12 protein-coding genes, 1 tRNA gene and 1 pseudogene are annotated in these 16,047 nt (G+C 26.5%); 8 read left to right on the top strand and 6 right to left on the bottom strand.

The features are described 5' to 3' along the window. Window positions 1-72: 72 nt before the first annotated feature. Entirely contained in the window at window positions 73-978 is a 906-nt protein-coding gene (locus KQ44_RS10250) for a hypothetical protein (RefSeq protein WP_143277862.1), read from the top strand. A gap of 85 nt (window positions 979-1,063) precedes the next feature. Here the strand turns inward: KQ44_RS10250 and KQ44_RS10245 are convergent, their stop codons facing one another. After that, window positions 1,064-2,167, bottom strand: coding sequence for a DNA/RNA non-specific endonuclease (locus tag KQ44_RS10245; protein WP_096737315.1), 1,104 nt, complete (start codon window positions 2,165-2,167; stop codon window positions 1,064-1,066). A gap of 254 nt (window positions 2,168-2,421) precedes the next feature. Here KQ44_RS10245 and dnaX point away from each other — a divergent pair, with 254 nt between their 5' ends. Then, window positions 2,422-3,978 carry a DNA polymerase III subunit gamma/tau gene (dnaX, locus tag KQ44_RS10240; protein WP_096737314.1) on the top strand — a complete coding sequence of 519 codons (1,557 nt, stop codon included), beginning with the start codon at window positions 2,422-2,424 and terminating at the stop codon, window positions 3,976-3,978. Window positions 3,979-4,166: 188 nt separating this feature from the next. On the opposite strand, the gene KQ44_RS10235 is transcribed toward dnaX, so the two are convergent. Then, window positions 4,167-4,754: a thymidine kinase gene (locus KQ44_RS10235; protein WP_096737313.1), complete on the bottom strand. Its 588-nt coding sequence runs from the start codon at window positions 4,752-4,754 to the stop codon at window positions 4,167-4,169. A 290-nt stretch (window positions 4,755-5,044) separates the two neighbouring features. Here KQ44_RS10235 and KQ44_RS10230 point away from each other — a divergent pair, with 290 nt between their 5' ends. Continuing rightward, the gene (locus KQ44_RS10230) at window positions 5,045-5,929 is read left to right on the top strand and encodes a fumarylacetoacetate hydrolase family protein (RefSeq protein ID WP_096737312.1); all 885 of its coding nucleotides are present in this window, start codon (window positions 5,045-5,047) and stop codon (window positions 5,927-5,929) included. 505 nt (window positions 5,930-6,434) lie between these two features. On the opposite strand, the pseudogene KQ44_RS15600 reads toward KQ44_RS10230, so the two are convergent. After that, window positions 6,435-7,566, bottom strand: a pseudogene (locus KQ44_RS15600) (hypothetical protein). Between the two features lie 34 nt (window positions 7,567-7,600). Continuing rightward, entirely contained in the window at window positions 7,601-8,608 is a 1,008-nt protein-coding gene (rfaE1, locus tag KQ44_RS10220; protein ID WP_096737311.1) for a D-glycero-beta-D-manno-heptose-7-phosphate kinase, read from the bottom strand. A 500-nt stretch (window positions 8,609-9,108) separates the two neighbouring features. Here rfaE1 and lspA point away from each other — a divergent pair, with 500 nt between their 5' ends. From lspA to KQ44_RS10205, 3 genes are all read left to right on the top strand, one after another. Next, window positions 9,109-9,660 carry a signal peptidase II gene (gene lspA, locus KQ44_RS10215; RefSeq protein WP_096737310.1) on the top strand — a complete coding sequence of 184 codons (552 nt, stop codon included), beginning with the start codon at window positions 9,109-9,111 and terminating at the stop codon, window positions 9,658-9,660. 2 nt (window positions 9,661-9,662) lie between these two features. Further along, the gene (locus KQ44_RS10210; protein WP_096737309.1) at window positions 9,663-10,589 is read left to right on the top strand and encodes an RluA family pseudouridine synthase; all 927 of its coding nucleotides are present in this window, start codon (window positions 9,663-9,665) and stop codon (window positions 10,587-10,589) included. A 92-nt stretch (window positions 10,590-10,681) separates the two neighbouring features. After that, entirely contained in the window at window positions 10,682-11,326 is a 645-nt protein-coding gene (locus KQ44_RS10205; protein ID WP_096737308.1) for a leucine-rich repeat domain-containing protein, read from the top strand. Between the two features lie 116 nt (window positions 11,327-11,442). Here KQ44_RS10205 and KQ44_RS10200 read toward each other — a convergent pair whose 3' ends face one another. Together KQ44_RS10200 and KQ44_RS10195 are read right to left on the bottom strand one after the other, a co-directional pair. Next, entirely contained in the window at window positions 11,443-12,573 is a 1,131-nt protein-coding gene (locus tag KQ44_RS10200) for a tetratricopeptide repeat protein (RefSeq protein ID WP_096737307.1), read from the bottom strand. A gap of 25 nt (window positions 12,574-12,598) precedes the next feature. After that, on the bottom strand, window positions 12,599-13,735 hold the full coding sequence (locus KQ44_RS10195) for a VWA domain-containing protein (RefSeq protein WP_096737306.1): 1,137 nt from the start codon (window positions 13,733-13,735) through the stop codon (window positions 12,599-12,601). Window positions 13,736-14,067: 332 nt separating this feature from the next. On the opposite strand from KQ44_RS10195, the gene KQ44_RS10190 reads away from it, so the two are divergent. Next, window positions 14,068-14,139, top strand: a tRNA-Gly gene (locus tag KQ44_RS10190). Window positions 14,140-14,245: 106 nt separating this feature from the next. After that, window positions 14,246-16,042 carry a methyl-accepting chemotaxis protein gene (locus tag KQ44_RS10185; protein WP_096737305.1) on the top strand — a complete coding sequence of 599 codons (1,797 nt, stop codon included), beginning with the start codon at window positions 14,246-14,248 and terminating at the stop codon, window positions 16,040-16,042. Window positions 16,043-16,047 lie beyond the last annotated feature (5 nt).

The raw sequence follows: 16,047 nt of genomic DNA, 5'->3' as shown, positions 1-16,047 counted from the left end.
TCAGTTTATACATCAAATAATGGTAATTTATATGAAAATATATTTGTAATAAAGATAGATGCTGTTGATAAAGTGAGCGTACCTATACAAATGATATTTCCAAAAGAGTATAAAGAGTACAATTTAAAAAAAATTGTTGAAATAGAAGGTAAAAAAGTACAAAATCTAAATATAACTACTTCATTTTTATATGAGGAAGCTTTTGGAAATCAACTAATTGAAGTTGATAAAGGAACTGTTGGTGAATCATTATATTTTTACGTAAAAATTATTGCTGAAAATAAAGATGCAAATGATAATAACTTGCATATACCTGTTTCAATAAATATTCCAAGCAGCAGTAAATACAAAGTAGAGTTTATGGAAGGTAAATTGAATAATGTAAGTAATAATATATACAAAGTAATTGCAGATACATATAATAAAGATGAATTATATGAGAATGTATTTGTATTTAAAATAGATGCTCTTGATGAAGTTAGCATACCTGTAGAAATATTATTTCCTAGAGAGTATTCAGTGTTTAATATTAGAAAAAATATAGAAATATATAAAAAAACTATAGAAATACCTGATATTAAATTTGATACTAGTTTTTATGCTGGTAAAGATATTAAAAAAGTTCAGCCTCTTTCTGGTCAGGAATTTAAAGTTGGAGATACAGTATATCTTTTTGTAAAAATTAATGCTTATAATTATGATAATGAAATTAGTTACGCCAACATAAACATTCCAATTAGCAATGAATATTCTTTATATTTCACTAAAGGAACTATTCAAAGTACAGATAAAAATAATACTCCTTATAGAATTTCTGTTTCCTCAGGGGCAAATGGAAACGATAATGAATTTGTGATAAAGATTACAGCCAAAAAAGCTTGTAAAATACCTATAAGTATTGATTTCGGACCTAATTATAAAAGCTATAATGCAGTAACTGAAATTAATTTTAGAAAAAAAATATTATTCTTTTTCTGATTATAATGATAAATTCTGCTGTAGAGTTATAAAAATTCTATAGCAGATTTTATTAAATTATTTTGATATAAAAGTCAAAACATGATTATCTATATCTATTATCTATAATATCTTCTGCAACCTTTCCATTTACTTTATATTTTACATGAAAAGAATAAGGTATTTTGTCAGCACCTCTATAATTTATTTTTACTTTAAAATCAGTTACTCTATTTCCTGATTTTAAAAGTTGAGCTATTTTTTTTTCCATTTTATACCATTCTCCTCCTGCTCTATTAACATTTCTAGGCATAGGAACTATATTATCTATATCAGAAGAACCTCCAAATATTCTTGCTATAATATGACCTCCATCATAATTTCTGTCGGCATATTTGGCAGGATTTCTTTCTACTGCTCCTCTAACAACGCTTTGTTGGTTATGAGGCTTCCTTATTCCATCTTCAGTTAATTTTAATTCTTTAGCTTCTACCTGAGTTAATCTGCCTAAATCATCAGTTTGACTAAGATGCCCCTGTTTATTAATTCTAGTAGCATTTTTAGCTAATACTTTTTTCAATCCATGTTTTATAATTGCAGGTTTTCGCATAGCAGCATATTTTATTCCGCCAACTACAGCTCCGCTGATTGCTCCCCACATAAAACCGTCTGCAGCACCTTCTATAGCATATTTTATAACTCTTTTATCTATAGGCTGACCATTTTTGACAGATTGTATGCAGCTATTTAACACAGAAACAACAGCACTTCCTATTGCACCTCCAATGATAGCCTCTTTAGCAACAATACCAAATACAAAAGGAAATGAGGCTACTCCTGCAATAGATAATATACCAGTAACAGTAATAATAGTTCCTCCTACAGCAACTTTAGGTATTACCGATTTCCAATCTACTTCTTTTAATACGTCACTGTATGATAAACTCTCTATATTATCAGAAAAACTATTTTCATCTTGAACTATAGATAAATCCAATTCATTTATATCAGCACCATGTACATTATTTTTAACATAATTTATAGTTTCAAATACTATTTCTTCAAATGTTGTTTCTTCAAATGCAGTTTCTTCAAAAACTGTTTCTTCAAAAATAGTATCCGAAGAAGTTTTTGCATATAAAGAATTTATTCCAGCATAAAAAAATAATATCAATATTATATAAATAGTTTTTAAATACTTATTTATCATATATATCCTCTATTAAATTATATTTATTAATTATAAATATATAAACTATTATGTCAAGTTGTATAAAAAAATTATATCTATCAATATTTATTAATAGATATAGTTATTAATTTTTGAGTGAAAATTTTCTATATTAAATAATATATGTTATTAATATATTAAATATATTTTAATTAATACTAAAATTGACAAATAAATATAGTCTGTTAAAATGAATTAGTTAAAAATAATAAATATAATGGAACACTATAAATATGGCAGAAAACTATAAAGTAATAGCAAGAAAATACCGTCCTCAAACTTTTGAAGAGGTTATAGGTCAGGAGCATATAACTAAGACTATATCAAAAAGTATAGCACAAAAAAAGATAGCACATGCATATCTATTTTCAGGGGCTCATGGTGTGGGTAAAACTTCTCTTGCTAGGATTATAGCCAAAGCTCTAAACTGTGTTAATGGTCCTACTGATAAGCCATGCGGAGTTTGTCCTTCATGTACTCAAATAGAAAACGGAACTCCTCTTGATGTTATAGAAATTGACGGTGCAAGCAATAGAGGTATAGAAAATATTAGAAGCATTATAGAAAATGTGCGTATATCTCCAGTAGCTGGAAAATACAAAGTATATATTATAGATGAGGTGCATCAGATAACTAATGAGGCTTTTAATGCACTTCTTAAAACTTTGGAAGAGCCTCCTGCTCATGTTGTGTTTATACTTGCTACTACTGAAGCTGACAGAGTACTTCCTACTATAAGAAGCAGATGTCAGCAGTATACTTTTAAGTCATTAGGAATAGAAGATTTAGAGAAAATATTAAAAGGAATACTTGATAAAGAAAATATTAAATATGATGAAGAGGCAATATTTTTAATAGCAAAGCAGGCAAGAGGCTCTGTGCGAGATAGTGAAACTATACTTGAAAAAATGATAGCTTACACTACCGATAAAAAGTATATAACAAGTGCTGATGTTAATGCTGTTGTAGGAGGAAATAATTTTTCTTTTGTTAAAGAGTTTTTTGATATTATAATGTCTGAAAATAAAAAATCTTATTTTGAGTTTGTAAAGAAATTATTTGAAGATGCAGTGGACCCTAGAACATTTATAAACAGTGTAATAGAGTATATGCGTGTTGTTCTTATGATAAAAAGTGGTATTGATGATATAAAATTATTAGAGATTACTGAAAATGAAAGAGATGATTTAAAAGTATTTGTTAATCATTACAGTGATGATGAGATAGAGAGAATACTTGATTATATATTACTTACAGAAGAGCGTATAAGAAGTGCTTCTAATCCTAGAACTATATTTGAAATGCGTATGCTTCTTTTACTTAATACAGATAATCTAATACGTCCTGTTGATATAATAGCTTCTAATATGCAGGCTGTTTCTGTTAATGAAGATTATGGTTTTGAAAGTGCTAATAATAATACAGTTTCACAGTCAAATCAGCCTAAACCTCAGTATGATGTGCCTTTAAATCCAACTGATAAGAGACGCATATTCTACAATAAAATACTTTCTTTTATAGAAACAGAAAGCCCTACTATATATTCTCTTTTATCACAGGGTAATCCTATAGAAAGTAGAGGGGCTACATTAATAGTGGCACTTCCTGATAATATATTTGAGATGACACAGTCTGATAAAAGAATAAATGATTTGATATCAAAAGCTATACCTAAGTTTACAAAAAATAAAGATGTTGCTATACAGTTTCAGAAAGCAGTTGAAGGTAATATGATAGATAAATTAAAAAGCCGTCTTCAGGCTACCGAGGTAGATGAGGGTTCTCTATAATATATATAATGATAAAATTATAAAAACAAATTTAAATAAATATTTATAAAAATATAATTTTTAAATTTTTATTATTTTGCACTAAGTCTTGCCCTTATGTACAACATTACTTATTTTATTATATAGACATTACTAGGTATTTATATAACTTTTATTTTTTTATTCTCAGTTACTATTTTTGACAATTATTATAGGTCAAATTTTTCTTCATCTTCACCTTCATAACAGTATCTGCAAACGCATTTATATATATCATCTCCAATTACAACTCTATCAATATCTTTTGCTATCCTTTTTGAATATATACCCTTTCTTCCGCATTCACACTTACCGAATACTTTTGTATGAATATCTATTAAATCTTCCTCTATAAGATTTGATACACTTTCCCAATAATTTCTTTTATAATCCATATCAAGAGAAGCTACGCAGAAGTCTATATCATCATTACTGCACATTTTCATTAAATCGGCAAATATTTTTGGTTCTTTTAAAAAACAAAACTCATCTATGCCTATAACATTATATTTTGAAATATATTTATAAATACTTTCTATATTATTTCCTAAATCTTTTTCAATTTCTTCTTCGGTAATTATATCTATTCTTTTATCTAAATATACATTTTTGTCTCGGCAGAAATATCCTCTGAAAGAAATAGCTGGGTATATAAATAATATTTTTATATCTTTATTTTCCATTAAGAGATAGTCTAATGTCTTTATCAGATATTTAGACTTTCCTGCAAACATTGGTCCTGTGATTAAATGGTTCATACTAAAGAAAAATCCACAATTTATTATAATTAAATAATTTTTATAGTTTTTTATTATATCATTTAATTGTGTATATATCAAATTATTTATACAATATTAATTCGAAAATAATTTTAAAAAATTACAGCATATTGAAAAACAATTATAAATCTATTATAATATAATGAACACTATTATAAATTAAAAAACTTTTTAAAAATTGTCTTAAAAACATCATTAATTTTTTATATAGCTTTATTTGTTAAGCTATAATAATGTTATTTTTTCAATTTTTGTAAATGGAGTATTAAATGAAATTTGTATCTTTTGTAGAATGGAATAACACAGAATCTATTGGTATACTAAGTAAAGACTCAAAGAAAGTAATAGCCATAAATGAAATAATCCCTGATTTCAAATCAAATGATAATCCTATGATACAGTTAATAAAAATGATGAATGATGATATATTAAAAAAATTGAAATATGCCGAAGAGAATTGTACACGTTCTTATTCTCTTGAGAATGTACAGATACTTTCACCTATAAGAAAACCTATTCATGATATTATATGCGTAGGGGTTAATTATGATGATCATTTATCTGAAATTAAAAAAGATATGAAAGATTTTAAAGAGGTTAAAGCCCCAGTGTATTTTTCTAAACGTGCTATAGAAATTATAGGGCTTGGCGATAAAATAAAGGGAAGATTTGATTTAGATGAATGCCTTGATTATGAAGTTGAGCTTGCTGTAATTATTGGTAAAACGGCAAAAGACATAAATCCTGAAGATGTTAATGATTATATATTCGGATACAGTATTTTTAATGATATATCTTCTAGAAATATACAAAAATGTCATTCTCAATGGTATAAGGGAAAAAGTTTAGATTCTTACAGTGCTATGGGGCCTTGTATAGTTTATAAAGATGATATAAAATTCCCTCTAGAAGTAAAAAGTATTTTGAATGATGAAGTAAGACAATCATCAAACACAAAATATATGATACATAATATAAATTATTTGGTTTCTGATATATCAAAAGGTATGACATTAGAAACTGGAGATATCATAGCTACAGGAACTCCTGGAGGTGTTGGAATGTCATTTAATCCTCCTAAATATATGAAGCATGGTGATAAAATAACATGCTCTATAGAAGGTATAGGAGAACTTATAAACTTTGTAGAATAAAGAATATGCTTGTTTTTTAGTGATGTTTAAATTAGATGTAATATTTTATTATGATATATCTAAATAATTATAATTTATTAATAATATAAAATATTATTATATACCTAAAAAACTATAAATTGTTAAAAATGAAATAATATTTTGTTTTTAATATCTTTGGTTTTACACAAAGCGGTAACTTTTCATTCTTATACAAGACCACAATGTTTTTATGACTCCTGTCCGTCCGCAACAGATAAAGTACAGTTGGCTAGGTGTACTATCCTTTACGAGAACCACTATGTTTTATTCTATGAAAAGGCTGAATTTGGCTAAGTACCATCTCGAAGCGTGCCTGTAGATATTAATATACGTTTAATACATATCTTTAAGATATAAAGTTCTAGCGATTACGTTTTGATCCTATGGCAAAAACTTTGGCGAAACCCGTAGAGCATGTTATGCAAAAAAGCTGATAATTCTATATAAAGTGTATCAGTTGACAAACTATAATTTTTTAGATATATCAATAATTTTGAAATCTAATTATCCCTTCTTCTACCATAAAGCCATAAATAGAATCATCAAACATATGTATTCCTCTTAACTTATTAAAACCGTCAGTACCTAAATATTCTTTGCTGTAATTTTGAGATAAAAATGGATTAGTTCTTATGAAGAAATACATTCCATTATCCATGCCAGTATATGTAACTCTTCCAGTGCTTGATATTCCTACTGCAAGAGAATTATCTCTATTTGGTATTTTATATGTTTCTTTAAGATTAAAATTATCCAGTTTTGATGTGTATATAATATCTTCCTGATGCTTACCTTCTACTATATTCATCGTAAGAATTGCTATAACCTCTTTATCTGGTACATATACACAGTCTACTATTTCTCTGTAAGACATAGCTGTCTTATCAGTATATTCAACATCTTTAAGAGAGAATCTTTTTTTCCATCTTTCCAGTGTCCATATCATATATATCTAATAAAGGAACTTTGTTTTCATCTCTTTTAAGAAGAGCAAATTTATGATTGGTTAATGTTATTAATTTAACTAAAGATTCGTATTCGTTATCAATAACAGTATCTATGCTGTACAATGTATTACCGTTGGAAGATATTTTATTTAGAGATACAAAACCTACTTTAGTATAATTAGTATTAGTTACTTTTACTGTATAAGTTTCTATACGCGGAGTATCATCACCCTCAGTTGTAGGACTTTCAGATGGAAGACTCATCATAACATTGCTAACTACTATATCTCCTACATATCTTAAATTGTATCCTGTTATATAAATATTAGCATTTGAATCTATAAGAGATATTTTTGAAGTTTCGAGATTATTATATTCCAAAGGAAAATACCTTACATTACTTCCAGAAGCTATAACCATTCTTGAATTGGATACATCTAAAGCATAAACAGTATCATCTTTAACTATATAAAAATCACCGAAATAGTATTCGTTATCAACTTTATATATTTTAGGACTGTCCAAATCTACAAACTCATTGCTGTAAACACCTATATCCTTACCTAAAGTAAGTTCTGTAACAACCTTAGCAGGCACTATTAAAGGTTTTGGCAGACAGGAAACAATAAATAATAATAGTATAAATAATAATATAATTTTTCTCTTCATAATAAAATAATATTTCCAATTTGTATAAAACTTATTATAATACTTCCATAAGCTCATCTAATGTTAAAGTGGAAGTTCCCCTCTTTCCTACAACAATACCAGCAGCAGCATTTGCTATTTCAGAAGACTCCTTAAAAGTTAATCCTACTGATAAACACATAGCAAGTACCGATATAACAGTGTCTCCCGCTCCAGAAACATCAAACACACTTTTTGCCTTTGTAGGTATTATAAAAGGAGTTTTTTTATCAGGCCCTTTTATATCTTTATCAAATAATGCCATACCATTAGCACCTAAAGTTATCATCAGTTTTGAGAGTGCTAATTTTTTTATTATATCATTTCCTAATATATTTATAGCTTCAGGATTAAACTCATAAAAAGGAAATTTACTGTCCATACCTTCAACGGCTTCCTTCAAATTAGGTGTCATAAGTGTAGCTCTTTTATAAAATGAAAAATGTTTTATAGCAGGGTCTACCAATACAGGCTTATTTTTTTTATTGCAGGTATCTATTATCTTTTTTGCAAGCTTATTTGTAATAATACCTTTTGCATAATCACTTATTATCACAGCATTATAATTATCTATATTATCAGTAAAGTTTTTTTCTATTTTCTTCATTATGCTATCAGAAAAAGGCTCGGTACTTTCATTATCTATGCGTACTATCTGCTGAGTATTTGCTACTATTCTTGTTTTTGTTATAGTATCTCTTGAATTATCTTCAACTATGCCATTAGAGGATATATTAGATTTATTCATACTACTTATAATAGTATCAGCAGAATTGTCTTTTCCTATTACGCCTATCATAAAGATATTGTCATTATTATCTTCGCCAATTAAAGCAGCGATATTTCTTGCCACATTTCCAGCACCGCCCAAATAATTTTCTTCATGATTAACATGAAGTACTGGAACTGGAGCTTCAGGAGATATTCTTATGACATCTCCATATGTAAATCTATCTAGCATTAAATCGCCTATAACAAGAACTTTAGAATGTTTAATCTTTTTAGCTTTAATTTTTAAATCCATACTTAAATCATTAATAAAATATATTTTTGCAATAATTATAACATAAAATAAAAAAAATTGTAAATAATAAAAGATGTTTGAAATAGTTATATATATTATTATATTTGTGTATACTGAAAATTCTTAAGTTTGTCAAAAGTTATTGTTTGTGTAGGCTTTTCTCCACCCCCGCTTCTTTTGCCGTCTGGTCCACAAAGACGCAGTTGCGAAAGACTGCATTTTTTAACTAAAATATATTTATTATAATACATTTTAAACTTATTTTATTAATATTAAATAATCTTTATACTATTTATAAGTTATCATTACATTTATAAATAATTAAAATTTGACAAAATATAGTTGTTTAGGGATATATTAAAATCAAACTTGTAATTTTTGTTAATATAAATTATTATACTCTATTATATTTAAAAATATTGAAAAAAATTCACTTTTTATATTATAGGTAAGTTATATATTGCAGTAAAAATTAAATATATTAAAAGAGTTAAAGCCGTATGATAAAATTAAAAAAAATAGCACAAGAGATAAAACAAAAAAAAATATATTTTTTAGCAGCCTTGCTTATCTTTATAGCAGATGCAGTATCAAAATATTTTATAGATAAATACCTTCAGGAAATAATTGTACAAAGAGTAATAGGCGATATATTAATATTTATATATACTAGAAATTACGGTGTATCATTTGGATTTCTTAATAGTGTTCCAGAATCTATACAGCATATAATACCAGAACTGCTTAAAGTTGTAGTATTTTTAGCTATGATTGTAGTATTTTTTATAATGCTGTCTATAAATGTAAAGAAACAAAAACTTTCTATGATTGGCTTTACTATGGTTCTTGGAGGAGCTATGGGGAATTTGATTGATAGAATTATGAGAGGATATGTTACTGACTTCATTAGTATGGGATTTAATGAAACTATAAGATTTCCTTATAACTATAATATAGCTGATGCTTCCATTACTATAGGAATATGTATAATAGCTATAGGTGTATTTTTCTTTAAAGAAGATTTTGATAAAAAGAAAGATGAAAATAATTAATTATGAACAAAGAACAAGATGAAAATGATAATAAATATTTTATAATCGAAGAAGCAGATGTTAAAAAAAGACTTGATGTATTTATAAGCGAAAAACTAAATATATCAAGAAGTCAGGTAAAAAATTATTTAAACTCTATCAAAGTAAACGGAAGTGAAAAAAAACTTTCATATGCTCTTAAAATTAATGATAAAATAGAAGTTGATATAAACAATAGCGATAAAGAAATAGATATAGAAAATCCTAAAGCTGAAGATATAAGTTTAGACATATTGTATGAAGATAAATACCTTCTTGTAATAAATAAGCCTGCAGGAATGAGTGTGCATTGTTCGGCATCAGAAATGACTGGAACTTTGGTTAATGCTTTGCTTTATAATATAAAAGATTTTGACTTTGTAGGTAATAAAAGCAGAGCTGGAATAATACATAGGCTTGATAAAGATACTTCTGGAATTATGATTATAGGAAAAAATGCTAATATTGTATCAAGTATTCAGGAGCAATTTAAAAACCGCAAAATAAAAAAAATATATCATGCTATAGTTATAGGACTGCTTAAAGACAATTATTTAGAAATTAATTTGCCTATAGGAAGACATAAAATATATAGAAAAAAAATGACTGTAAGAGAAGATGGTAAAAAAGCTCTTACATATATAAAGGTATTAAAAAGATTTAAAAATCATACACTTATAGAAATAGATTTAAAAACTGGAAGAACTCATCAAATAAGGGTACATTCATCATACAAAAATTTTCCAGTAGCAGGAGATAAAATATACTCAAAAAGCTCAAACAAATATAAAGCCCTTATGCTTGTTGCCAAAAAAATAGAGTTTACTCACCCTATAACCAATGAAGTGCTTAAATTTGAAATTGATTATCCTTCTTATTTTTATGATTTTTTATATTCAGAAAATATATAAAAATACTATTAAATATGTATTAATGCGTCAATTTTTGTCGTATATGCATGCTAATATAAACCATAAATAATAAAGATATGGCTTTAATAAATATGACTAAGAGTAGTTTTAAATATATAATTAAATGGGCTAAAGAAAATGATGCTTACGATATAGCAAATATCAAAAAAGAAGATTTCAATGATATAAAAGAATTAAATTTAAGCAATTTAGATATAACAGAGATTCCTTTGGAGTTTTTTGAAATTGAGAATATAGAAAGCCTATACATATCTATGAACTATATAAAAAAGATTCCAAAAGAAATAGCGAATTTAAAAAACTTAAAAAATCTTGATATATCTTCCAATAAAATAAGATATATTAATAAAGAAATTTTTGAGCTTAAAAACTTAAAATCTCTTAATATTTCTTATAATTACATATATAAATTAAATAAAAATATCAAAATGCTTGAAAAACTTGAAGAACTTGATATAAGTGGCTGCAGTATTTCTTATTTGCCTGATGAAATCTATGAACTTCATAATATAAAGTTTATAGATGCTTCATTTAATAAAATAAAAAAAATAGATTCAAGAATACAAAACCTTAAAAAACTCAAAGAATTAATACTCGATTCAAATGAATTAGATGATATACCAGAAGAATTGATAAAATTAAAAAAATTGAAGTTTATCTCTATTTTAGAAAATAATATAAAATCAGAAAATAATATAAAAATTAACAAATTATAGTTGCTTATTGGTATTATTAATTTTAATGCATAAAACCGCAGTATTTTTACTAAATGTAGTATTTGTTTTTTAGTGATTTTGCGGCACTTACAAGTAAAACAAATTTAATATAAATATTATATTTGGTTCTTTTGTTTTTCAAGCTCTTCATATTTCTGAAAATCTTTTAAGGCTTCTTCTTCTTTATTTAAACTTTTTTTAATATTTCCTCTCACAAAATAAACAAATGAATTATCTGGATTAATTTCAGCAATTTTATCAAAGTCTTCAATACCTTCTTCATTTTTGTTTAGACCAAGTTTTGAAAGCCCTCTGTGATAATATGCCTCTATATAATTGGGGTTTAATTCTATAGTTTTATCAAAATCTTTAATAGCTTCTTCATATTTATTTAATCCCAATTTTGATATTCCTCTATACATGTATGCTTTTGCATAATTAGCATCTAATTCTATAGCCTTATCAAAATCTTCTACAGCCTCTTCATCTTTTTTTAATAGATTTTTTGAATGTCCTCTATATAAATAAAACTTTGGATAATTTGGATCTAGTTCTATCGCCTTGTCAAAATCTTTAATAGCTTCCTCATTTCTTCCCATAACTAATTTTGATACTCCTCTATAAAGGTATGCTTTAGATTTATTTGGGTCTAATTCTATAGCTTTATTAAATGTTTTTAATGCATCTTCAAATTGTTTTTTATTATAATAATTAATACCTTCTCTGTAGTAATTATCAAATGACTTATTAAGATTATAGTCTTTTAATTTTTCATTTGCTTCTTCCAATGCTTTTTTAGCTTCGATGTAATTAGGATTAAGTTCTAATGCTTTTCTATAGTCTTCAATGGCATCGTCATACATGTTTAAATCTGTTTTTACATCTCCTCTATGTTTATAGAGTTCTATTTTATAATCTTCAAAATCTTCTTTTGACAGCGAAATTAATTTATCCAAAGATTTTAAATATTTTTCAGAATGTTTATAAATATCATTGATAAAGTTTTCATCATAGGAAAATGTTTCTAATTTATTTATATGAATATCTGCTGTAAAAGATGAGTTTAAATTTTCTATATATTGATTAAACTCATTAAAGTTTATATAATTTTCTGTATCTATAGTACTTAAAAACTCATTTGCCTTATCAGCATAATTTTTTAATTCTTCTGCATCAGTATTAATTTCATTTAATTTATTTCTGCATTTTTCAATATGCTTGGTAAAAAAATATTTAATGATTTCCATATATTATTAAACCTCCATTAAATATTTAAGATATTAAATTGCTTATCCACTTTGAAAGCTCATCAGGTGTAATAGCTGCCACTTTAGCCCCCATTTTTGCAAATTGTTTTGCAGCCTCTTTATCGTAACTGGCATTTGCATTATAGTCCAAAGCAGGAAGTACAAAAAGTTTAGACCTTGATTCTATTATATCATTAGCACTTTTATACATGTGTTTATAATTATAATCATATAAATCACTTATAAGAAGCACTATTGTTTTATCTGGTACAGTTGTTATTTTTTTAGCATATTCCAAAGCTAATGATATATCAGTACCGCCGCCTAATTGTACTTTAAACAATACATCTATAGGATCTTTGACATAATCTGATAAATCTACAATAGATGTATCAAATATTACAAGTTTTATAGACAAATAAGGAAGATTAGAAAATATAGAAGCCATTATAGAAGAATATATAACTGAATCAAGCATAGATCCGCTTTCATCTATAAGGATTATTATATGCCAAGGATTGTATTTTTTTATATTTTGATTGAAATATAATTTATCTACAAAAATGGTTTTATCTGTTATGTTATAATTTTTAAGATTATTTCGTATAGTTTTTTTTATATCAAGGTTTTTGAATATTTTATTTTGAGTTGTAGAGTTAGGAAGTTTTTTCCCATAAAATACTTTTTTAATATCACTTTCCATTTTCTTTTTAATATCTTCTACAACCTTTCTTACTATATTATAAGCGAGTTTTTTCACGTTTCCGTTCATCATATCTTTAAAAGTGAGAACATTTTTTAAAAGCTCCATATTAGGCTCCATCTCTTTTAAAATATTCTCATCAGTTATCATTTCTGTAAGTTTATATTTTTCTAATGCCTGAGTTTGCATTATTTCAACAGTTTTTTTAGGGAATAATTTTTTTACTTTGCTAACCCAAGCAGGCACAGTTAAATTGCTTTTTCCCCTGCCGCCTCTATCTTTTTTGTCATTTTCAAAATCGGCGTATCCTGATTCGCTGCTGTATTCTCTGTCATATAAAAAACCTAATGTCGAGTCAATTTCAGCATATTTAGTATCAAGTTCTAAATTATTTTCAGCAAAACTTCCTAATATCAAACGCCATCTGTTTAAATTTTGTTTATCATTTTTTATACTCATATTATTATAATATAAATAAACTCATAAAAAATCAAGATTCTTTATAAGTTTAAGAATTTTAATATATACAATAATTAAATTAATTGTGTGTGTTTGGGAGTATTATCAAATTTAAAAAACACTTGGGCGGGCAGCCAGAATAACAGTAAAAGCTAGAAAATTAAAAATTATTTATAAATAACATATAGTATTAAAAAATTTAGAGGGTGGGAATTAAAATAACTTTCAAAATTTTATTTTTCTTTTATTAGTAGGTATTAATTTTTATAAAAATATTAGTAATGCTATTGATTTTTTTTATTGTTATGCTATAATTTTAACACTTAAAAAATGCGGGCGTCGTATAATGGTTATTACCTTAGACTTCCAATCTAAAGATGACGGTTCGATTCCGTTCGCCCGCTCATTACTAGCTTTATTTCTTTAACTGTCTTTTTACAAATAAATTTTTTATTACTCTATTTTTTAATATTTTAAATTAGTTTTTTATATATTTACGGAGTTTTGTGCATGAGAAAAGGATTAATGTTTAAATTTTTAAGCATATTTTCTATATTTTTATTTATTGCTTTTTTGTTATTTTATATATTTTATAAGCCAGTTTATAAATCTAAATTTTTAAATGAAAAATATTTTCAGACCATAAATGCTAAAAATGAAACAGAAGGCTATATAAGAGAAATAAAAAATACAGTTAATCTAATAGTTAATAATTTGGAAGCTAATCCAGATTTAATAAGTTTCGGAGAGTTCATTACAAATGTAGAAAAATCAAGTGAAGGATATTTGAATATGTACTTTGGAGATACTGTTCCATATTCTGAAGGAGGCATATATATAAATACTTTGGAAGAATATTCCCGCACTTATAATCAGACTTCAAGACCTTGGTATATAGACGCTATTAATACTAAAGATATAGTAATAAGCGAGCCTTATATAGATTTTGCAGTCAATGAACTTACAGTTACATTCAGTAAAGCTGTATATACAAACGCTGGTTTAAAAGGTGTATTTGCTATAGACTTTATAAATATGAATAAAATTATGGAGGATGTGAAGAAGCATTTGGATGGCAGTTTTTATATAGTTTCAGAAAACGGTATATACATAACGCATGAAAATAGTGATTATGTTTTAAATGAAAATAATAATTTATTTAAAGACCCTATATTTGCTGAGTTTAAAGGAAATCTTACTTCTCATATAGGCGAAATAAAAATAGAAGGCAATGAATGGTATGCTGTACAAAAAACAGATAATGCCCCTTGGATTTTGATATTTAAAGGAGATGCAAGTATAGTTCATAATCAGTTTAGACTTTTAATGCTTGCCGTTTTTATTGTTATGCTTATTATACTTATTTTGGAATGGCTTCTTGTAGGAAAAATAGTTAAGCCTTTAAAAAATACTATAAAAATAATAGACTTAATGAAAGATGGCAATTTTAATAGTGTATTTGATAAAAATGATTTAGCTTTGCAGGACGAGTCTGGTCATTTAGTTAATTCAGTTAATGATATGCAAAACAAAATATCTTCAATAGTTTCTGGAATAAAAATGCATATATCTTCCATTAATAATTCAAGCAGTCAGATATCAAATGGCATAGATAATTTATCAGATAGAACTTCATCACAGGCGGCAGCTATAGAAGAGGTAAGCGGTTCTATAGAAAGTTTATTTACCTCAATATCGGATACTTCAAAACATACCAATAATGTAAAAGATATGAGCAATAAAGTAGCTGAAGAAACTAAAGCAGGAGTTGAAGCTGTAACTGAGATTTCAAATAATATGCTTGATATATCAGAATCAAGTAAAGAGATATCAGATATTATTAAACTTATACAGTCAATAGCTTTTCAGACTAATATATTATCTCTTAATGCGGCAGTGGAGGCAGCACGTGCTGGAGAGCAAGGTAAGGGCTTTGCAGTTGTGGCTTCTGAAATACGTTCGCTTGCCCAGAATGTTAATGATGCTGCTGGTAAGATTACTGATATAATAGAAAATACTGTAGCCAAAATAGAGACAGGAAATGAGTCTGTAAAGCATTCTCTTGATGTGCTTTTGAATATAGAAAACTCAGCAAAAGAGGTATCTGATGTGCTTATTGATTTGCATAATGCCGTGTCTGATGAAGAGGGAAGTGTTAAGGAGATTGCTCTTGCTATGAATGAATTAAATAAAATCACTCAGGAAAATGCAAATCTTGTGCATAACAGTGCTGTACTAGGAAGGGAAGTTGCTGACGGTACTGATAATGTTTATTCAGAACTTGAATATTTCAAACTTCATGCTTAAAAGAT

The sequence above is a fragment of the Brachyspira sp. G79 genome, assembly GCF_002379365.1.
In the GTDB taxonomy this organism is placed as follows: Bacteria; Spirochaetota; Brachyspiria; order Brachyspirales; family Brachyspiraceae; genus Brachyspira.
Note: the sequence above shows the minus strand (reverse complement) of the source record. Positions and strands in the feature narration are given on the sequence as shown.